This is a genomic window from Streptomyces sp. MspMP-M5 (assembly GCF_000373585.1).
In the GTDB taxonomy this organism is placed as follows: domain Bacteria; phylum Actinomycetota; class Actinomycetes; order Streptomycetales; family Streptomycetaceae; genus Streptomyces.
Genome location: NZ_KB891884.1, coordinates 79,248 through 99,938, shown reverse-complemented (window position 1 = coordinate 99,938; position 20,691 = coordinate 79,248). Strand labels below are relative to the sequence as shown.

At 71.8% G+C, this 20,691-nt stretch carries 16 protein-coding genes; 6 read left to right on the top strand and 10 right to left on the bottom strand.

Annotated features, from left to right (window positions below; translation table 11 throughout):
• Nucleotides 1-57: 57 nt before the first annotated feature.
• Nucleotides 58-750, top strand: a complete 693-nt coding sequence (locus tag B073_RS0112830; protein WP_018538500.1) for a GntR family transcriptional regulator — start codon at nt 58-60, stop codon at nt 748-750.
• Between the two features lie 107 nt (nt 751-857).
• Nucleotides 858-2,111, top strand: coding sequence for an MFS transporter (locus B073_RS0112825; RefSeq protein WP_037811597.1), 1,254 nt, complete (start codon nt 858-860; stop codon nt 2,109-2,111).
• 137 nt (nt 2,112-2,248) lie between these two features.
• Here the strand turns inward: B073_RS0112825 and B073_RS0112820 are convergent, their stop codons facing one another.
• Both B073_RS0112820 and B073_RS0112815 read right to left on the bottom strand, forming a co-directional pair.
• Nucleotides 2,249-3,073 carry a maleylpyruvate isomerase family mycothiol-dependent enzyme gene (locus B073_RS0112820; protein ID WP_026247320.1) on the bottom strand — a complete coding sequence of 275 codons (825 nt, stop codon included), beginning with the start codon at nt 3,071-3,073 and terminating at the stop codon, nt 2,249-2,251.
• A 238-nt stretch (nt 3,074-3,311) separates the two neighbouring features.
• Complete coding sequence (locus B073_RS0112815; RefSeq protein ID WP_018538497.1) at nt 3,312-3,842, bottom strand: LURP-one-related/scramblase family protein; 531 nt, start codon at nt 3,840-3,842, stop codon at nt 3,312-3,314.
• Between the two features lie 64 nt (nt 3,843-3,906).
• Here B073_RS0112815 and B073_RS0112810 point away from each other — a divergent pair, with 64 nt between their 5' ends.
• Nucleotides 3,907-5,733 (top strand): NHL domain-containing thioredoxin family protein, encoded by a 1,827-nt coding sequence (locus tag B073_RS0112810; protein WP_018538496.1) that lies wholly within the window; start codon nt 3,907-3,909, stop codon nt 5,731-5,733.
• Between the two features lie 53 nt (nt 5,734-5,786).
• On the opposite strand, the gene B073_RS0112805 is transcribed toward B073_RS0112810, so the two are convergent.
• From B073_RS0112805 to B073_RS0112775, 7 genes are all read right to left on the bottom strand, one after another.
• Nucleotides 5,787-6,431, bottom strand: a complete 645-nt coding sequence (locus tag B073_RS0112805) for a DUF4232 domain-containing protein (RefSeq protein ID WP_018538495.1) — start codon at nt 6,429-6,431, stop codon at nt 5,787-5,789.
• A 151-nt stretch (nt 6,432-6,582) separates the two neighbouring features.
• The gene (locus B073_RS0112800) at nt 6,583-7,488 is read right to left on the bottom strand and encodes a helix-turn-helix domain-containing protein (RefSeq protein ID WP_026247318.1); all 906 of its coding nucleotides are present in this window, start codon (nt 7,486-7,488) and stop codon (nt 6,583-6,585) included.
• A gap of 185 nt (nt 7,489-7,673) precedes the next feature.
• Nucleotides 7,674-8,528, bottom strand: coding sequence for a hypothetical protein (locus B073_RS0112795; protein ID WP_018538493.1), 855 nt, complete (start codon nt 8,526-8,528; stop codon nt 7,674-7,676).
• A 339-nt stretch (nt 8,529-8,867) separates the two neighbouring features.
• On the bottom strand, nt 8,868-9,656 hold the full coding sequence (locus B073_RS0112790) for a DUF4232 domain-containing protein (protein WP_018538492.1): 789 nt from the start codon (nt 9,654-9,656) through the stop codon (nt 8,868-8,870).
• Nucleotides 9,657-9,817: 161 nt separating this feature from the next.
• Nucleotides 9,818-11,782 (bottom strand): AfsR/SARP family transcriptional regulator, encoded by a 1,965-nt coding sequence (locus B073_RS0112785; RefSeq protein ID WP_018538491.1) that lies wholly within the window; start codon nt 11,780-11,782, stop codon nt 9,818-9,820.
• Between the two features lies 1 nt (nt 11,783).
• A complete protein-coding gene (locus tag B073_RS0112780) occupies nt 11,784-13,079 on the bottom strand; it encodes a M18 family aminopeptidase (RefSeq protein WP_018538490.1) in 1,296 nt (431 codons plus the stop codon).
• Between the two features lie 303 nt (nt 13,080-13,382).
• Nucleotides 13,383-15,209, bottom strand: coding sequence for an acyl-CoA dehydrogenase (locus tag B073_RS0112775; RefSeq protein ID WP_018538489.1), 1,827 nt, complete (start codon nt 15,207-15,209; stop codon nt 13,383-13,385).
• A gap of 190 nt (nt 15,210-15,399) precedes the next feature.
• On the opposite strand from B073_RS0112775, the gene B073_RS0112770 reads away from it, so the two are divergent.
• From B073_RS0112770 to B073_RS0112760, 3 genes are all read left to right on the top strand, one after another.
• The gene (locus B073_RS0112770) at nt 15,400-15,870 is read left to right on the top strand and encodes an SseB family protein (protein WP_016571781.1); all 471 of its coding nucleotides are present in this window, start codon (nt 15,400-15,402) and stop codon (nt 15,868-15,870) included.
• A 204-nt stretch (nt 15,871-16,074) separates the two neighbouring features.
• Entirely contained in the window at nt 16,075-17,028 is a 954-nt protein-coding gene (locus B073_RS0112765) for a pirin family protein (RefSeq protein WP_018538488.1), read from the top strand.
• A 160-nt stretch (nt 17,029-17,188) separates the two neighbouring features.
• Nucleotides 17,189-18,346 (top strand): AI-2E family transporter, encoded by a 1,158-nt coding sequence (locus B073_RS0112760; RefSeq protein ID WP_018538487.1) that lies wholly within the window; start codon nt 17,189-17,191, stop codon nt 18,344-18,346.
• Here B073_RS0112760 and B073_RS0112755 read toward each other — a convergent pair.
• A complete protein-coding gene (locus B073_RS0112755) occupies nt 18,262-20,448 on the bottom strand; it encodes an ATP-binding SpoIIE family protein phosphatase (RefSeq protein ID WP_018538486.1) in 2,187 nt (728 codons plus the stop codon). The two genes, B073_RS0112760 and B073_RS0112755, sit on opposite strands and share 85 nt — an antisense overlap.
• Between the last annotated feature and the right edge of the window lie 243 nt (nt 20,449-20,691).

Sequence of the window (20,691 nt, the reverse complement as noted above, 5' to 3'; positions counted from 1 at the left end):
CGTCCGCATCGCGGAATGGTGTACCGCCCACCGATCTGTTGTATCTATCCTGTGTGCATGCCCTCAGCGCCCACGCCCGCCGCCCCCACAAGGGAGACCGGCACCGCTTCCGCCAAACAGCCGCCAGCCGCCGAGCGGGTCTACACCCACATCAAGGACGCCGTCCTGGAGCGCCGCTACGAGGGCGGGATGCTGCTCACCGAAGGGGAGCTCGCCGAGGCCGTGGGGGTCTCCCGCACCCCCGTGCGCGAGGCCCTGCTGCGACTGGAGGTCGAAGGGCTGATCAGGCTCTACCCGAAGAAGGGCGCGCTGGTCCTGCCGGTCTCCGCGCAGGAGATCGCCGACGTCGTCGAGACCCGGCTGCTGGTGGAGAAGCACGCGGCGGCCAAGGCCGTGCCCGCCACCGAGGCGCTGGTCGGCGAGCTGGCCGAGCTGGTGGAGACCATGCGCGAGCAGGCCGCGGCGGGCGACCTGGCCGCCGTGTCGGTCACCGACCGCGCCTTCCACGCCGCCATCGTGCGCAGCGCCGGCAACCAGATCCTCGACCGCCTCTACGAGCAACTGCGCGACCGACAGCTGCGGATGGGCGTCGCGGTGATGCACGCCCACCCCGACCGGATCGCCAAGAACATCGCCGAGCACACCGAAATCCTGGAGGCGCTGCGGGCCGGTGACGCCGAGGCCGCCACCGACGCCGTGCAGCGGCACGTCAGCTGGGTCCGCAATCTCGCGCAGGGGGACGAGCGATGAGTGGCAGTGCCGACGGCGTCGCCGGCAGCAGCAGTTCCATCGGCGGCGGCACAGGCTCCGGCGGCGCCCGGCTGCTGCCCTCGGACCCGCCCGGCGGCCGGAAGGCGATGGCCGTCTGGGGCATCGGCGTCGCGGTCTACTTCGTCGCGATCACCTACCGCACCAGCCTCGGCGTGGCCGGCCTGGACGCCGCGCACCGCTTCCACATCAACGCCTCCGCGCTCTCCACCTTCTCCATCCTCCAGCTGCTGGTCTACGCGGGGATGCAGATACCCGTCGGTCTGCTGGTCGACCGGCTGGGCGCGAAGAAGGTCCTGGCGCTGGGCGTGATCCTGTACACGGCCGGGCAGTTCGGCTTCGCGTTCTCGGACTCGTACGCCATGGCGCTCGGCTCACGGGCGCTGCTGGGCTGCGGCGACGCGATGACGTTCATCAGCGTGCTGCGGCTGGGCTCCCGGTGGTTCCCGGCCCGCCGTGGCCCGATGATCGCGCAGATCGCCGCCCTGGTCGGGATGGCGGGCAACCTCATCTCCACGCTCGTCCTGGCCCGGCTGCTGCACACCTTCGGCTGGACGACGACCTTCGCCGGCAGCGCCCTTGGCGGGATCGCCGTGCTGGTCCTGCTGCTGCTCTTCCTCAAGGACCACCCGGAGGGCTTCGCCCCGCCGGCCGCGCCCCGCGAGCACGGCGGCGCGGCGTTCGTCCGCCGGCAGATCACCGACGCCTGGCGCGAGCCCGGCACCCGGCTGGGCATGTGGGTGCACTTCACCACGCAGTTTCCGGCGATGGTCTTCCTGCTGCTGTGGGGCCTGCCGTTCCTCGTGGAGGCCCAGGGCCTCTCCCGTGGCACGGCCGGCGAGCTGCTGACCCTCGTCGTGCTCTCCAACATGGCCGTGGGCCTGGTCTACGGGCAGGTCATCGCCCGCCACCACCCGGCCCGTATGCCGCTGGCGCTGGGCACTGTCGTGGCGACCGCCCTGCTGTGGGCGCTCACCCTGAGCTGGCCCGCCGCGCACGCGCCCATGGCGCTGCTGATCGTGCTCTGCGCGGTGCTGGGCGCCTGCGGCCCCGCTTCGATGATCGGCTTCGACTTCGCCCGGCCGGCCAACCCGCCGGAGCGCCAGGGCACCGCGTCCGGCATCGTCAACATGGGCGGTTTCACCGCCTCGATGACCACCCTGCTCGCCGTCGGCGTCCTCCTCGACGCCACCGGCGACAACTACCGGATCGCCTTCGCCTCGGTCTTCGTGCTGGAGGCGCTCGGCGTCACCCAGATCCTGCGGCTGCGCAGCCGGGCGGCCCGGCGCGAGCGGGAGCGGCTGGTCGTCAGCAGGGTCGAGGCTGTGCACGTCCCGGCCTGAGAGCGGCCGGTGCCCATGCCGCCTCCGGCGCATGCGCCTCGGGGCGGCACCCCGGCATCGGTATCGGCGTCGACATCGGCGAAGACTGTCGGCATCGGCGAAGGCTTCGGTTTCACGTGAAACAGCGATCCGGTCGGCTACGGCGTCACCGCGAAGTTGTCGAGGATGGCCTGGGCCAGCTCCCGGTCACCGTCGATCTTGATCTGCTCGGCGACGGCAGCCGGCCGGACCCGGCCGCAGGCCAGCTGGTGGAAGGCGTCCCAGTCCATCGCCAGCGTCACCGTCGGCCCCAGTGAGACGCTGCCGTCGACGGTGGCCTTGCCCTCGTCGTCGACCCGCACGGTGCGCATGAACTCCATCGAGCCGCTGATGTCGAAGACCACCGCCGAACGGGCCGGCGCCTTGGCCCGGTTGGTGACGATGCCGGGCAGGACCCGTACCAGCAGATCGCGGGTCACCAGCGCGCCGGGCGAGTCGAGGTTGCCGGGCTTGCCGAGCGCACGGCGCAGGTCCTGCTCGTGTGCCCAGACGTCGAACGCCCGCTGTTCCAGGACGAATTCGAGGGGGCGCTCCTCGCCGAGCGGACTGCGCACCACGCTGTCCGGCTGGCGGGTCTCGTTCCGCAGCTGCCGGGAACGCCGGATGACGGTGTATTCGAGCTCGCTGAGCATCTCCGGCGCGGTGTGGTGCCGGCGGACGTCGACCTGGACCTCCATCCGGCGGGCCGATTCGGTGCGCACGTGGTAGAGATCGCGCGGCAGCGTGTGGATCGGCCGGGGGTCGCCCAGCATCTCGCATTCCAGGCCGATGACATGGGAGACGATGTCGCGTACGGACCAACCTGGGAGGTCCGTCGCCCTGTTCCACTCCCCCTCGACGAGCGGTGTCACCAGCTCGGTTATCGCTTCTATGGAGTGAGTCCAGGCATCGATGGAGGACTGAAGGCTGGGATGGACGGTCACGGGACCCCTCGAACGGTTCGTACGCGGGCTGCTGTCTGGCAGTTAAGTTACGCTGCGCACGGGCACCCCGGCAGTGCTTTCGGGTGACCATCGTAGGTGGATGTTCGACGGCGGGGCCGCTCGAAAGCGTTGCCGGTGGTACTGTGCGCGATTCGCCGCTCCCGACGGGCGCTGAGCCGGCGGTACCGGCCAATTCCCGCCCGTTCCGGTGGATTTGACCGGTAGGTCGTGCTCTTCCTCAGTCGTCCTCCCGTTCCCGCTCGGCCATCCGGATCACGGACACCGCCACGGCGATCAGCAGCGCCGGGTCCGCGTCGTCCCGGATGACGTTGACCCCGTAGGTGTCGCGGACGGTCAGCCAGCGCCGGGAGATCTCGGCGAGCAGCTCGCCGTCGTACTCGATCGCGAACTCCCGGTCCAGGAGCTTGCCGCTGACGTCCAGTTCGGTGCCGTCGACCAGCTCGACGCGGTAGTGGTGGCGCAGCAGGGACAGCCGCTTGCGCTTGATCGTGGCCAGCGGCTGGTCGTCCCGCTCGATGGTCATCGTGTCGCGGATGCTGAACATCTTCTTGCGGATGGTGATCAGGACCCGCCGCTCGGTGTCCTTGAGCTCGAAGGTCTCCCGCAGCCGCAGCGCCTTCCCGTCCACCAGGAAGGCGTGCCGGCCGTGATCGTCGTCGACCCAGTAGTCCTCACCGATGCCGAAGATCCGGTCGTGCACGAAGTACTTGCGGGAGCGGGAGGAGTGCTCCCCGTGGGATTGCAGCATGGGTGACGTGTTCCCCATGCCCCCTGCGGAATGCGTGCGCACCGGAGTGACGTTGAATGTCCACATGGCTTCACGTGCGCGCGTCCGGGCCCCCGAGCTGACCGGCAAGGGCGGCTGGCTCAACACCGGCGGAAACGACCTCACCCTGTCCGACCTGCGAGGACGCATTGTCATCCTCGATTTCTGGACGTTCTGCTGTGTGAACTGTCTGCACGTTCTGGACGAGCTGCGGGAGCTGGAGGAGCGCCACCGCGACTCGGTCGTGATCATCGGCGTGCACTCTCCGAAGTTCGTCCACGAGGCCGAGCACCAGGCCGTCGTCGACGCCGTCGAGCGGTACGGCGTCGAGCACCCCGTCCTGGACGACCCCGAGCTGGCCACGTGGAAGCAGTACGCGGTGCGGGCCTGGCCGACGCTGGTGGTGATCGACCCCGAGGGCTATGTCGTGGCCCAGCACGCGGGCGAGGGCCACGCGCACGCCATCGAGAGCCTCGTCGAGGAGCTGATCGCCGAGCACGGCGCGAAGGGCACGCTGCGGCGCGGCGACGGCCCCTACGTACCGCCGGAGCCGGCCGCCACCGACCTCCGCTTCCCCGGCAAGGCGGTGCGACTGCCCGGCGGCACCTTCCTGGTCTCCGACACCACCCGGCACCAGCTGGTGGAGCTGGCGGCCGACGGCGAGCGGGTGCTGCGCCGGATCGGCAGCGGCGAGCGCGGGCTGGGCCCGGACTCCTTCAACGAACCGCAGGGTCTGGCGCTGCTGCCCGACGGCAGGGTCGCCGTCGCGGACACCGTCAACCACGCCATCCGGGTCCTCGACCCCGCGACCGGAGCCCTGGAGACGGTGGCCGGCACCGGGCGGCAGTGGTGGCAGGGTTCGCCGACCTCCGGCCCGGCGCGCGAGGTGGACCTCTCCTCGCCGTGGGATCTCGCCTGGTGGCAGGACCGGCTGTGGATCGCGATGGCCGGCGTCCACCAGATCTGGACCTACGACCCGGCCGACGGCACGGTGGCGGTGGCCGCCGGCACCACCAACGAGGGCCTGGTCGACGGCCCCGCCGCGGAGGCGTGGTTCGCCCAGCCCTCCGGGCTCGCGGCGGGCGGCGACCGGCTGTGGATCGCCGACTCCGAGACCAGCGCGGTCCGCTGGATCGAGCGGGCGGCGAACGGCGACCCGGACGCCCCGGCCGACGGCCATGTGGTCCGCACGGCCGTCGGCACCGGACTCTTCGACTTCGGGCACCGCGACGGCGCCGCCGAGCAGGCCCTGCTCCAGCACCCGCTGGGCGTGACCGCGCTGCCCGACGGCTCGGTCGCCGTCGCCGACACCTACAACCACGCGCTGCGCCGCTACGACCCGGCGAGCGGCGAGGTGACGACGCTCGCGACCGATCTGCGGGAGCCCTCCGCGGCGGTCTTGGCCGACGGCGACATCGTGGTGGTGGAGTCCGCTCGGCACCGGCTGACCCGTCTTCGCCTTCCCGAGGAGGCGGTCCGCGTCGAGTCGGTGGCCCACCGCACCCAGCGCGCCGCCACCGACATCGCCCCTGGCACGCTCCGGCTGGACGTGGTCTTCCAGGCCCCGGCCGGCCAGAAGCTCGACACCCGCTACGGGCCCTCGACGCGGCTGCTGGTCAGCGCCACACCGCCGGAACTCCTCGCCGAGGGGGCGGGCGCGGGCACCGATCTGGCGCGGGACCTGGTCCTCGCGGACGGGGTGACCGAGGGCGTGCTGCATGTCTCGGCGATGGCCGCGTCCTGCGACGACGCTCCGGACATCGAGTACCCGGCCTGCCATGTGCACCAGCAGGACTGGGGCGTCCCGGTCCGGATCACCGCGGACGGCGAGGCCCGCCTGGGTCTCGTGCTGGCGGGGCTGGACGCCGAGTAGCCCCGGCCGAGGCAGCGTCCGACGACTGCGAACGGCCGGCGTACGGGCGGGAGTTATCCGACGCCGGCTTCCAGCTTGGCGCCGGAGAGGCTGCTGTTCCAGTTGGTGACCTTGCTCTGCCCGACGGAGATCGTGTCGTGCTTCGCCACGAAGTCGTAGACCACGGGCTCGTCGGTGGTCGGGGACTCCGAGGAGCGGCGCATGAACTGGACGGCCACGTTCTTCTGCTGGGTGCCCCGGGCCGCGGGGCTGGTGATCGGGATGACCGCGTAGGCGGTGCTGTGCGGGCGGAGGGTCACGACGTGGCCCGAACCCGGCTTCACCATCGGCAGCGGCGTCTTCGCCTGGTTGAACGACAGCAGCGGCGCGTTGTAGAGCGTGCAGCTCAGCGTGCTGGAGGAGTTCCGGTACCGCACGGTCACATACCCCTTGGGCCCCGCCTGCTGGCTGAAGTCGAGCCGGGAGGTGGTGAGGTTGCAGTTGGGCACATGGCGGTTGGCCGCCGCGCCCGCGCCCACTCCCGCCGCGGCGCCACCACCGATGATCTTGCGCTTCTTGCTCTTGGAGGACGAGGACGACGAGCTCTTCTTCGACTTCGACGAGGTGTTGTTGCAGCCTGTCAGGGCGAGCGAGCCGGCCAGGCCGAGCGCGAGCGCGGCGTACGCGGCAGAGCGGCGGCGGGTGCGTCGTGCGGTCATGGAAGGTTCCCCCAGAGAGGTACTGCGGACAGCGGGGCGGCTACGTCATGGCACGGCCACGATAGCGACCGCCGCCGGGAAGGCCAGGGCCGGTCCGTTCCGCACGGCCCAGCGCTCGTCTTTCCCCGACGCCGCCCGCCAAACCCGGCCTTCAGCGGTTTCCGCAGTGGGGCAGCGGGTCGTCGAGCTGTTCCGGCCGGACGCGGATGCCCGGCAGCCAGGCCGGACCGCTGCCGTGCTCGACCCGGAACCAGATGCTGCTGTGCCCGCCCACCTCGTCGGTGACGGTGATCCCGTCGGCGATCTTGCAGACGGCGTGCAGCAGGTCACCGTGCCAGACGTGGCCCACGACGTTGGGCCGCCGGTAGGGCGCATAGGGATCGCGCGCCAGCCCGAGCGCGCAGTAGTCGGTACGGCTCTGCCGGCAGACCCGTTCGACGTTGTTCACGGTGACCTGGGCGGGGCCGGTCGCCGGGCCCGGGCTCGCCGCGGACGGGCCCCGGCCGTCGCCGCCCCCGTCCGCCCGGCCTTCGGGACCGGAGCCGGTCAGCGCCAGGGCGGCGAACGCGGCCCCGGCGAGGACGGCGGCGGTACCGAGCCCGGCGAGCATCAGGCGCAGCCGGCGCCGCCGGGGCGGGCGGTCCCCGGGTTCCGCGCCGACCGGTTCGGCCTGTTCCGGCGGCTCTTCGGCATCTTGTCCCGCCGCGGTGCGTGGCGTCGCGGCGGGCGCCGGCGCGTCGTCCGCCGCCTCCTGGGCCCGGTGCAGCAGCTCCACCAGCGTGGGCAGCCGGTCCTCGCCGGTGAAGGAGAGCTTGCACCACTGCACCAGCAGCCGTTCGTCGGGCAGGCTCTGCCCGCGCAGATACCGCGAGAGGGACGAGCGGCTGGCCGGGAGCCGTCCCGCCAACTCCTGGAGGCTGTGACCCAGTTCGCCGTGCATCCGGCGGAGCGCGGAGACGAAGTCGCGTACGGGGCCGGAGAGTTCGGCGGGGAGCGGGGCCAGTGGTTTGCGGCGGATGTTCGTGGCGTGGTTCTCATGGCCAGGCACGTCTCGCATTCCAGCACAGTGGCCATGCGCGTGCGAGGGGCACTTCCGCTCCCCTGTGACGGAAGTGCCCCTCGTTACCGGATCCGGAACGAACACGGACCGTTCGGTGACGTTTCACGTGAAACAGCGCGCCGCCCGCTCCGCGGATTCCGTGGCCCGGACCCGCCGGAAGGACCGGCCGCCGTCCACGTCGTTCAGTCGCCGAACGCCACGGGCCGGTAGGGCTTGAACTCGCTGTCGCCGCCCGGCAGTCCGTAGGTCAGGCTCCGGTGGTCGGTGCCATGGTCGCCGCGCTGTTCGAAGGCGGTGTACGAGGAGTGCGCGGCGTTGTTCCACTTCTCGAAGATGACGACATGCCGGTTGTTGTTGTCGCCCGTGGCGTCGATGAGCAGGTCCCCGCCCCGCAGCCCGCCGAGCGATACGGGCCGGGTGAGGTTGCGGTCGGTGGCCAGCCCCACGGTGTTGGTGCCCGGCGCCGGCAGCTTGAGGGCCATCGACACATAGCCGGAGCAGTCCTGCCGGTAGCCGTCCTTCCAGACCTTGGCCTGGCTGTACGGGACCTGCGCGCCGTTGTCGGCGGTCAGCCAGGTGGCGGCGCGCGCCAGCATCTCCTGGCGCGAGGTGCCCGGCTGCTGCGGCGGCGGACCGCCCTGGACGGGTATCCCCGGCAGCCGGTCCTGCGGTATGTCCACCGCGACCACGGTGAGGAAGCCGCTGAACGGTCGGGTGAGGTGGGCCATGAAGGTCGAGAAGGCGCTGCCCTCGCACACCCGGTGGCCGGTGTCGACCTGGTAGTCGGCGGTGATCCGGTCCCGTCCTGGCCCGGCGGTGTCGATCATCCCGACGGAGGGGGAGTGCGTGTCGGTGGTGGTGTGCACCACCCAACGGGTGCCCCAGGTAGGGAAGTCGGCGGCCGCGGCCTGCTGGGCCCCGGGCGTGGCGCCGTGCGCGACCCCGGCGATCCCGCCGGCGGCGAGACCGGCCGCGGCGGCCACCGGAACCACCCGGCGCAGCAGGGTCCGACGGGCCGCGGCCCCTCCGGGCTTCACGGAGTTTGTCCCTTCCCCTGCTTGCGTGGTGCCGTGTTCTTCCATGCCCGGTGCCCTCCGCGCCCTCGGTTCCTGTGCCGCTGGCGTGATCGGCTCGCGGCGACGGAGACCATGGTGGGGCGGTCTGCGGCCGGGCGGCCGCCATTCTCCGCACCGTGGGACGTACTTCCTCTCCCGAAAGCCTTTGACCTGCGGAAATGTGCTGGAGGGCGGGCGATTTCGGGACACCGGCAAGGGCCGCGTGGGACATGACGGGACAGCGCCGGCAGGAGAAAGGGCGCCCGCGGGGGAGTTGCGGGCGCCCTGCTTCGGGGGACCGCCGTCGGGCGGCGGTCCGGATTACCAGGAGGCGGCGGTGCTCGGGTCCGTCTGCCAGTACGAGACCCGCGCGTTGTCGTCGAGGTACGCCGAGCCGCCGGGCAGCGCCACCGTCGCCGGGCCGCCGACGCTCCCCTGGCCGTCCCGGCCGGCGAGGTAGACGGACAGCGAGGTCGCCTTGCGGCCGTGCTCGCCCCCGTCGGCGCCGGACAGCAGCACCCCGGCGTAGCCGGACTCCCCCGGCGCCAGGGTGACCACCGCCTGCGGCTTGCTGTCCGGCATCTCGGCCAGCGGCGCCTGGGCGTCGTCGAACCGCAGGTAGGGGTAGGCGTAGAGATCGCAGGTGGCGCCGGAGGTGTTGGTCGCCTGCAGCAGCAGATGGTTGATCGGGCGGGTCAGCGGCTTCGCCACGATGCGGATCCTGGCGGCGTCGCAGGCGGTCCGCCGGGCACCGGAGCCCTGGCCCTTGCCGGCGCCGGGCCGGCCCGCACCGCCCGTGGAGGCGTGCTTTCCGCCGCCGGCCGCGCTCTCGGTGACGACGGTGCCGCCCTTGCCCGCCGAACCGCCGTCACCCTTCTCCGCCGAGCCGCCGTCGCCCTTCCCGGCGTGCGCATTGTTGGCCGCCGGGTCCTCGGAGTCCTGCGGAGCCGGGTTGAACGGCTTGGCGTCGCTGGTCTTGAGCGGGTTGTCCTGGCCGCAGGCGGTGAGGGTGAGCGCGGCGAGGGCGGTCAGCCCGGCCGCGGCGAGCCGCAGCGTACGACGGCGGGCCGTGCGGGCGGGACGGGCGGCGGTGGCGTCGGTGCGTGGCATATCCGGTCTCCCCCGGTCGGCGGAGGCTGGGGAGCGCTCCGCGGTCCGGCCCGGTGTGGTCGGCCCGGCCCGGTCTGTCCTGTGGTCTGTCACAAGACTGCCGAGCGCCGCTGCCGTCCGACTAACGCCTGCCTAACGCCCGCCCCGGGCGGTGGCGGCGCTCAGCCGGCCCCACCGCCCGGGCCACCGGGCTCCGTTCCGTCGCCGCTCTCCCCCCGACGTGCGCCGTCCCCGCCCTCGTCCCGGGCGAACAGCTGGGTCAGGGTGCTGATGGTGTAGACATCGGTGGCCTCCTCGTCCACCAGGTGCATATCCGCGAGCCGTTCGAGCGCATCCTGGGTGCGTTCCTGGTCGTACCCGGCGAGCGCCGCGGCCGCCGACGCGTTGAGATGGCCATCGGGACTGTTCGCCAACGTCCGGAGCAGCCGCGCGTCGTCCGCGGACAGCCGGGCGACGGACATCCGCAGCGCCGCCGCGATCCCGGTGTCCTCCGCCGACAGCAGCGCCAGTCGCCGCCGCTCGTCGCGCAGCGCCGAGGCCAGCCTGGCCAGCCGCCAGCGCGGTCGGGCGGTCAGCTGCGCGGCCGCGGCCCGCAGCGCCAGCGGCAACCCGTCGCACAGGTCCACCAGTTCCCGGGCCGCGGCCGGGTCCTCCGCGACCCGCTCCGACCCGAGCATGGCCCCGAGCAGCGCCACGCCCTCCTCGTGGCCGAGGGCCTGGAGGCCCACCGGCCGGGCACAGTCCGTGGCCACCAGTCCGTCCAGCCGGCTGCGGCTGGTGACGACCGTGGCGCAGTGCGGGCCACCGGGCAGCAGCGGCCGCACCTGCGCCGAACTCCGTGCGTTGTCCAGCACGACCAGCAGCCGGCGGTCGGCTACCAGCGAGCGGAACAGCGCCGAGGCGGCCTGGGCGGAGTTGGGCACCCGCTCCGGCGGTGTCCCGAGCGCCTGCAGGAAGTCGCGCAGGACCTCGGCCGGTGCCGCCTCGTCGCCCTCGCCGAAGCCGCGCAGATCGGCGAAGAGCTGCCCGTCGGGGAAGGCACCCGCGTGCAGATGCGCCCACTGCACGGCGCAGGCGGTTTTGCCGACCCCGGCGGGGCCCGCGACCACCGCCAGCGGGCTCTCCCCGGTCGTACGGTCCGCCAACGCCTCGGTCAGGGCGTTCAGTTGGCCCTCGCGTCCCAGGAAGCGGGCGGGGGGCCGGGGCAGCAGCCGCGGTGCCGTACCGGCCTTGCCGCGGACGGGCTCCGCCCCCGTCGCCGTGCCCGACCGCCCTTCATCGGCGGACGGCGCGTCGCTGCGATGTTTCACGTGAAACGCGGGCTCGTCGGCCGGAGCGCCCTTGCCGCCGCGTGCCGGCTCCGCGGGCTTCCGGCCCCGGTCCGTGGCCTCCGCCCGCAGGATCTCCTCGTACGCCGCACGCAGCCGCTCACCCGGATCGACGCCCAGCTCCTCGCTGAGCAGCCGCCGGGTGCGGTGGTACCACTCCAGCGCGTCGGACTGCCGTCCCGTCCGGAACAGCGCCCGCATCAGCGCGGCGATCAGTCCCTCCCGCAGCGGGTGGTTGACGGCCGCGGAGTACAGCAGGGCCGCGGCCTGTTCCTGCTCGCCGAGCGCGCCGTAGGCCCGGGCGAGCGCCTCGACCGCGGAGAGCCGGCGCTCCTCCAGAGCGTGCGCGGCGGCCGCGAAGGGCGGGCTGGTGACCGTGCCGGTCAGCGCGGGCCCGCGCCACAGCCCCAGCGCCTCGCGCAGCAGCGGCACCGCATCGCCCGGTGCGGCCTCCGGACGGGCCAGCGCGACCAGCTCACCGAACCGGTGGGCGTCGATCAGCTCCTCCGGAAGCCGCAGCAGATAGGCCGAGCCGTGGGTGGCCAGCTCGATGCCGTACGCCTCTGCGCCGCCCGCGGCCAGCGTGGCGCGCAGCCGCGAGACATGTCCCTGCACGACCGTGCGGGCGTGCTCGGGTGGTTCGTCCTCCCACAAGGAGTCGATCAACTGCTCCAGTGGGACGGTCGTGTTGGGCTGCAGAAGCAGCAGTGCCAGCACACTGCGCCGTTTCGCGGGCCCGAGCGGCAGCTCCCCGGAACCGCTCGTCACGGAGATCGGGCCGAGCAGCGAGAATTCCAACTCAGCTCTCCAGGAAGGCCGTCAGGGCGTTCGCCAACAGGTACGGGTCCTGGGCGCCGCACAGTTCGCGGGCCGAGTGCATGGACAGGATCGCGACGCCGATGTCCACGGTCTGGATGCCGTGCCGGGCGGCGGTGATCGGGCCGATCGTGGTGCCGCACGGCATCGAGTTGTGCGACACGAAGGACTGCCACGGCACACCGGCCCGTTCGCAGGCCGCGGCGAACACCGCCCGGCCGCTGCCATCGGTGGCGTACCGCTGGTTGACGTTGACCTTGAGGATCGGCCCGCCGTTGGGCATCGGGTGGTGTCCCGGCTCGTGCCGGTCGCTGTAGTTGGGGTGCACGGCGTGCCCGGTGTCCGACGACAGGCAGATGGTGCCGGCGAAGGCCCGCGCCCGGTCCTCGTAGGTGCCGCCGCGGGCGAAGACCGAACGCTCCAGCACCGTGCCGAGCAGCGGGCCGTCCGCGCCGGTGTCCGACTGGCTGCCGTTCTCCTCGTGGTCGAAGGCGGCGAGGACCGGGATGCTGGTGAGCCGGCTGCCGGCGGTGGCCGCGGCGGCGAGCGCGGCCGTACCGGCGTGCACGGACAGCAGGTTGTCCATCCGTGGCCCGGCGACCAGTTCGCGGTCGCGGCCGAGATAGGCGGGTGGTTCCACGCTGTGCACCATCAGATCCCAGCCCTTGATCTCCGTGGCCGGGACGCCGATCTCCTCCGCGATGAACGCGATCAGATCGCCCTCGGCGACCTCGCCCAGCCCCCAGATCGGCGTCATATGGCGCTGCTTGTCGAGTTTGAGACCGTCGGTGTTCACCGACCGGTCCAGGTGCACGGCCAACTGCGGCACCCGCAGCAGCGGCCGGTCCACGTTGACCAGCCGGTTGCCGCCGCCGCTCAGCGTCACCCGGCCGCTGAGCCCCAGGTCGCGGTCGAGCCAGGTGTTGAGGAGCGTCCCGCCGTAGATCTCGACGGCGATCTGCCGCCAGCCGCGGGAACCGGTGTCCGGGATCGGTTTGACGCGGAGGTTGGGAGAGTCGGTGTGCGCCCCGACGATGCGGTACGGGGTCGCAGGCGTTGCGCCCTCGGGCACGTACCAGGCGATGATCGCGCCGCCGCGCAGCACATAGCGTCCGCCGCTCCGGTCGTCCCAGGCATCGGTCTCCGCCACCTGCCGGAAGCCGGCCTTCTCCAGCCGCTCCGCCGCGTTCGCCACCGCGTGGTACGGCGACGGGCTGGCGGCGAGGAAGGACATCAGGTCGTCGGTGTGGCCGCGGTCGAAGCGGGCGGAGTTGGTCATGGATTCAGCATAAGGAGCCAACTCCGCTCTTCCGCGTGCCCATGGGGGGCGACTCCATTGCCTTCCGGCCACGATTTCCCCAACGCGGAGCGGATGTGCCGCCGGAGCGCGCGATTCCCCGTCCCACTCGGCCGCACGCGCCTCGCCGGACTCGTCCGCCTCGGTCGCCCCGGCACGACGGCGCCCGCCTCCCCGGGGGAAGAGAGGCGGGCACCTTCAGTGTGGGCAGTGATTCTGAGAGGTTTGTGAGAACGCCGTGACGGTCCGGGAACAGCTCCCGGACCGTCAGGACTCAGCGGAGGCTCAGAACGCGGCCTCGTCGAGCTCCATCAGGGACTGGTCGATGGACTCGGCCAGCGTGCGCTGGAGCGCCACGCCCGGCAGGACGTTCTGCGCGAAGAACTTCGCCGCGGCGATCTTGCCCTCGTAGAACGGCTTGTCCTTCGACGACGCGTCGGCCAGCTTCGCGGCGGCCACCGCGGCGCCCTTCAGGAGCAGGTAGCCGACGACGACGTCACCGGAGGCCATCAGGAGGCGGGTGGTGTTCAGACCGACCTTGTAGATGGACTTGACGTCCTGCTCCGTGGCGGCGAGATCGGTCAGCATGGCGCCGACGATCGCCTCCAGGGCCTCGGCGGCCTTGGCCAGCTCACCGCGGGCCTGCTCCAGTTCGGCGCCGCCCTCGCCGTCGGCCAGGAACGCCTTGATGGTCCCGGCCAGCTCGGTCAGCGCGGCGCCCTGGTTGCGGACGATCTTCCGGAAGAAGAAGTCCTGGCCCTGGATGGCGGTGGTGCCCTCGTAGAGGGTGTCGATCTTGGAGTCCCGGATGTACTGCTCGATCGGGTACTCCTGGAGGTAGCCGGAGCCGCCGAAGGTCTGCAGCGACTGGGCCAGCTGCTCGTAGGACCGCTCCGAGCCGTAGCCCTTGACGATCGGCAGCAGGAGGTCGTTCAGCGCGTGCGCGGCGGAGGCGTCCTCGCCCGCGGCCTCCTTGACGAGGATCTCGTCCTGGACGGTGGCGGTGTAGAGCACCAGGGCGCGCATGCCCTCGGCGTACGCCTTCTGCGTCATCAGGGAGCGGCGCACGTCGGGGTGGTGGGTGATGGTGACGCGCGGGGCGGCCTTGTCCGTGAACGCCGCCAGGTCCGCGCCCTGCACGCGCTCCTTGGCGTACTCCAGGGCGTTGAGGTAGCCGGTCGAGAGGGTGGCTATGGCCTTGGTGCCGACCATCATCCGCGCGAACTCGATGATCCGGAACATCTGGCGGATGCCGTCGTGCTTCTCGCCGATGAGCCAGCCCTTGGCGGGGTGGCGGTCGCCGAAGGTCATCTCGCAGGTGTTGGACGCCTTCAGGCCCATCTTGTGCTCGACGTTGGTGGCGTAGACGCCGTTGCGCTCGCCCAGCTCACCGGTCTCGAAGTCGAACTCGTACTTCGGCACGAGGAAGAGGGAGAGGCCCTTGGTGCCGGGGCCGTGGCCCTCGGGGCGGGCGAGGACGTAGTGGAGGATGTTCTCCGCCATGTCGTGCTCACCGGAGGTGATGAAGCGCTTCACACCCTCGATGTGCCAGGAGCCGTCCTCCTGCTTGACCGCCTTGGTGCGGCCGGCGCCCACGTCCGAACCCGCGTCGGGCTCGGTCAGCACCATGGTGGAGCCCCAGCCCTTCTCCGTGGCGACCTTGGCGATGTGCTTCTGCTGCTCCGTGCCCTCCTCGAAGAGCACGCCCGCAAAGGCCGGGCCGGAGGCGTACATCCACACGGCGGGGTTCGAGCCCAGGATGGACTCGGCGAAGGCCCACAGCAGGGAACGCGGCGTCGTGGTGCCGCCGATCTCCTCCGGGATGCCCAGCCGCCACCACTCGGCGTCCATGTACGCCTGGTAGCTCTTCTTGAAGGTGTCCGGCACCGGCGCGGTGTTGGTGTCCGGGTCGAAGACCGGGGGGTTCCGGTCGGCGTCGGCGTAGGAATCGGCCAGCTCGTTCTCCGAGAGACGGGCGATCTCGGAGAGCACGCTCTTGGCGGTGTCGACGTCCATCTCCGCGAACGGTCCGGTGCCGTACACGCTGTCACGGCCGAACACCTCGAAGAGGTTGAACTCGATGTCGCGGAGATTCGACTTGTAGTGCCCCATGGGTACGGCTCCGTAAGGGTTCGGGAGGGCCTCTGTACGAGGAAGACCTCGACGCGAGGAAGGGACCTCGATACGCAATACCAGCAAGTAGCTCCGATGATGCTACCCACCGGTAATAAGAAGCAACCCCTTACGGCCGATCTGTGACGAGCGTCCCCCCGCACCGGCCCGAATCAGTACGCTGTGGCGCATGTACGGCTACGACCAGAACGCGGGTGCCGGCCAGCAGTACGGAGCGCCGCCCCCGCCGCAGCAACCGGCCCCCGGGGGCTACGGCGAGCAGCCGCTGTATCCCGAGCCGTCCCCGCCCTCGCTCGCCGACGCGGTGCGGGCCTTCACGACCGGTTCGATGTCGGCCGAGGACTTCCAGGGCATCTTCTCGACCTCCAAGGTCTACTGCCCGCGCGGTGACAACCCCGGCTTCCTGGCGCTGCACAACACCCAGCAGCCGGTGATCCCGATGTTCACCTCGCTCAAGGAGCTGCGCCGGTACGCGGGCAAGGAGTCCAAGTACTTCGTGATCACCGGTGCCGAGGTGCTCGACCTGCTGCCGACCGGCTACGGCTTCGTCCTCGACATGGAGGGCGACCACCGGATGGTCTTCGACGCCAAGGCCGTGGAGCAGATGGTCGACTTCGCGATGCGCCGGATGTACGGCTAGCCGCCCTTGCGTCACGCCGGCTGGCGGTGACTACGGGGTGAGCCGCCGCGTCCGCCCCTCTCCTCGCCGGCTCGCCCTTTCTTCCTCTTCCTCTCGCTGACCTGCGGGCATGTCCGTCGGGTCGATACGGGAATGCCGCACGCCTTGCCAGTTGTTCAGCTTTCAACTAACTTGTTTGAAGCGCGAACGACCGAGGAGGCCGTCATGCCCGCTGTGACCGTAGAGAATCCGCTGACCCTGCCGAGGGCGGCCGCACCCGCCGGGGCGCGCACCCGGCCCGTGCTGGCCGTCACCACCGCCCCGAGCGGCTTCGAGGGCGAGGGCTTCCCGGTGCGTCGCGCCTTCGCCGGGATCGCCTACAAGTACCTCGACCCGTTCATCATGATGGATCAGATGGGCGAGGTGGAGTACGCGCCCGGAGAGCCCAAGGGCACGCCCTGGCACCCGCACCGCGGCTTCGAGACCGTGACGTATCTGATCGACGGCACGTTCGTGCACCGTGACTCCCACGGCGGCGGCGGGGTCATCAACGACGGCGACACCCAGTGGATGACGGCGGGCTCCGGCCTGCTGCACATCGAGGCGCCGCCGGAGTCGCTGGTCATGTCGGGCGGCCTCTTCCACGGCCTCCAGCTGTGGGTGAACCTCCCGAAGAGCGACAAGATGATGGCGCCGCGCTACCAGGACATCGGCGGCGGCAGGGTCAAGCTGCTGACCTCCGCCGACGGCGGTGCGCTGCTGCGGCTGATCGCCGGCGACCTCGACGGCCACCAGGGGCCGGGCATCACCCACACACCCATCACGATGGCGCATGTGACGGTGAACCCGGGGGCCGAGGTGACGCTGCCCTGGCGCGCGGACTTCAACGGTCTCGCCTACGCCCTGGCCGGAAGCGGCACGGCCGGCGCTGAGGGCCGCCCGTTCCACATGGGGCAGGCGGTCGTTTTCGGCGAGGGGGACGCCCTCACGATCCGGGCCGACGAGAGTCAGGAGTCGCGCAGCCCGAACTTCGAGGTGGTGCTGCTGGGTGGGCTCCCGATCCGTGAGCCGATGATGCACTACGGCCCGTTCGTGATGAACACCCACGCCGAACTGGCCCAAGCCTTCGAGGACTTCCAGGCCGGCCGGCTGGGAACGATTCCCGCCGACGCGCTTTGAGCGGCCGCCGAAGGCGGGATCGCGGGGGCGGTGTTTCACGTGAAACACCGCCCCCGCACCCATGTTTCACGTGAAACACCGCGGTGGGGGCCGAGCCTCGAACCGTGAGGAGAGCCTGCAATACCCGTCAACAGCCGCTCTGCCGTGGTGGACTGTCCGGGTGCGAAACGACTCGGATCAAGACCGGAGCGGCGCCGAGCCCGGCCGGCCGCCGCACCCCCCGCTGCTCCCGATCGAGGCCCGCCGTGCCGCGGCGTGGTGCGCGGCCGGGCTGCTGGTCGCGGCGGTGGTGGCCCTCGGGGTGTGGCTCTGCGTCGAGCTGAGCGCCGCGGTCACACCCGTCCTGCTGGCGCTGCTCGGCAGCGGGCTGCTCGGTCCGGTGTACCGGCGGCTGGTGAAGATGCGGTTCAACCGTTCACTGGCGGCCGGGCTGACCTGCGCCCTGCTGGTGATCGTGGTCGGTGGCGCCGGCTACGTCGTGGTCAGCGCCCTGGTCGACACCGGGGACCAGATCGTCACCTCGCTCAAGAGCGCGGCGGAGGACCTGACCAAGCACTTCGGCGTGGCCGGGAACTCGCTCAGCGATCTCGCCACGAACGCCAAGACGCTGGTCACCAAGTTCGGCAGCACCGCGGCCTCCGGACTGCTGGCCGGAGTCAGCATCGTGGGGCAGTTCATCGCCGCGGCGGTGCTGGCCCTGCTGCTGACGTTCTTCTTCCTGCGCGACTCGGACAAGGCGGTCCGCGCGCTGCACGACTGGGCGCCGCGCAACTCGGCCCCGCAGCTGGAACGGATGGCCCGCCGCGGCTTCCAGTCCATCGAGGGCTTCATGCGCGGCACCACCTTCATTGCGCTGATCGACGCCGTCTGCATCACCGTCGGCCTGCTCGTCCTGCAGGTCCCCGGGGCGCTCGGCCTGGGTGCGCTGGTCTTCGTCGGCGCCTACATCCCCTACCTCGGCGCCTTCATCTCGGGCGCGGTGGCGATCCTGGTGGCGTTCGCGGACCGGGGCCTTGTGATCGCGCTCTGGGCGCTCGGGGTGGTCCTCGCCGTCCAGGTGCTGGAGGGCCACGTCCTCCAGCCGATGATCCAGAGCCGTACGGTGCAGATGCACCCGGCGGTCGTCATGCTGGCGATCACCGCCGGTGCGAGCGTCGCCGGGATCCTCGGCATGCTGCTGTCCGTCCCGCTCACCGCGGCCGTCTCCGGCGTCCTGCACGAACTGCGCAAGCACTACGCGGCCGGCTCGGATACGGACTCCTCGGGGCCCGGCGACGCCGCGCCGGGCGGCTCCCCCGCCGCCCCGGCATCCTCGTAGAGCTCGAACCACGTCGACTTCCCGTCCCCGCGCGGGTCCACGCCCCATGTCCCGGCCAGCAGTTCCAGCAGCACCAGCCCCCGCCCGGAGGACGCCAGCTCACCGGGTCGGCGGCGGTGCGGCAGTTCGTCGCTGCCGTCGGCGACCTCGACCCGGAGACGCCGGGAACCGTGCTCACCGGCGACCTCGGCCACCAGCAGTGCGTCCCCGTCGGTGTGCGTCAGCACATTGGTGACGATCTCGGAGACCAGCAGCGCCGCGGAGTCCACCTGGTCCGGGTCGCGCCAGTCGTGCAGCACGTCGCGGATCTGGCGGCGGGCCGCGGCGATCCGCTCGGGCTCCGCCTGGGCGACGGAGAACACGGTGCGCCGCCCGGGCCGCGGTGTCGGCCGGTCCCCGGCGTCCACGCCGCAGCCGGCGCTCTCGCGGGAGAGCAGCAGCAGTGCGATGTCGTCCTCGCGGCGATCCACCAGCGGTCCGGTGGTGTGGTGCGACGACGGGCCGTGCACCGCCTGGACCAGGGCGTCGGCCAGCTGCTCCAGGCTTTCCCCGGGTCCCTCGTCCGTGCCGGTGGCGTGCGTCTCGAAGACCTCGCGCAGCCGTCCCCAGCCGGTCTCCAGGTCGTGCCCGCCGGTCTCGATCAGCCCGTCGGTGCACACCAGCATCGTCTCGCCCGGCTCCAGCACGATCCGGGTGGTGGGGTAGTCGCTGTCCGGGTCGATGCCCAGGGGCAGCCCGCCCGACGTGGGCCGGACGATCACCGCGCCGTCGGCCATCCGGATCGCCGGATCGGGGTGGCCGGCCCGTGCCACGTCCAGCAGCCCGGTGGCCGGGTCCACCTCGATGTAGAGGCAGGTCGCGAAGCGCTGGTCCTCGCCCTTGCCGTGGAACTCGGTCTCGTTGATGCCGGCCAGGAAACGGGAGGCCCGGGAGAGCACCGCGTCGGGGTGGTGGCCCTCGGAGGCATAGGCGCGCAGCGCGATCCGCAACTGCCCCATCAGGCCCGCGGCCCGTACGTCATGCCCCTGGACATCCCCGATGACCAGCGCGATCCGCCCGGACGGCAGCGGGATCATGTCGTACCAGTCCCCGCCGACCTCCAGCCCGCCACCGGTCGGCACATAGCGGGCCGCGACTGCCATCCCGGGGATGTCCGGCTGCACCGTCGGCATCATGCTCCGCTGGAGCCCCACGGCCAGCTCGTGCTGCGATTCCTGCACCCCGGCCCTGGCCAGCGCCTGGGCCAGCATCCGGGCGACGGTGGTCAGTACCGAGCGCTCGTCCGGGGTGAAGGCGACCGGTTCGGCGAACCCGGCCATCCATGCGCCGATCGTCCGGCCCGCGTTCACCAGCGGCAGATATGCCCAGGACGTGTACGCGAAGCGGGCGGCCAGGGGCCAGGTGGCCGGGTAGCGGCGCTGGTATTCCTCCCGGGCGGGCAGGTAGATGGCCCGTCCGGTGCGCACCACCTCGGCGGCCGGGTAGTCGGTCTCCAGCAGCATCTCGGAGTACGGCAGCCCGTCGTCCGGGAGGTGGCCGTGGTGGCCGATCACCGTGAGCCGGTCGCCCTGGATGCCGAAGACCGCCAGCCCGTCCGGCATGAAGCCCGGCATGGAGAGCCCGGCCGCGACCCGCAGCACCTCGGCCGTGGACCGCGCCTCGGCCAGCGCCCGGCCCGCGTCCAGCAGGAACGCCTCCCGCGAGCGCCGCCAGTCGCCGGTGACCGGGGCCCGTGCCGCCGAGGTGCCGGGCTGGGGCGCGGCCACCTCCTGGACCGTGCCGACCAGCTCGAAGTCGCCGTTGACGATCCGGGGCCGGGAGCGGGAGCGGACGGTGCGCAGCACCTGCCCGCGCTCGTCCACAATGCGCAGCCGGGCCTCGGCGAGCGTCCCCTCGGAGACCGCGAGCTGCACGACACCGTTGACCTCGGCGAAGTCGACGGGATGAAAACGGGAGCGCACCGCGGCCTCGGTGAGGACGGCCGGCTCGGCGGGAAGGCCCAGCAGCCGGGCCGCTTCGGCGTCGAGGCTCACCCGGCCGGATGTGTTGTCCCAGCGCCACAGGCCGGTCGCGACGGCGGCCAGGAGATCCTTGGTGCGCATTGCATCACTTTAGGTGGGTTTGACGTGACCCGACCAGCATGCCGGGCGTGACCATCGTCGCAGCCCGAGGGCCCGCTTTCACGCCGAGGCGACGCTGATGGGTATATGTCAACCAGCTCGTCGGGCCCGGGCGGTAACCTGGAGCGGTTATGCCACTCCTGGGGTGGCCTTTCGGGTGAGCCACAAGGCGATCGATCGGGCGCGCGAGCCTGCTATCTCCCTTTCCCGCCCGTCAGCTCCCCA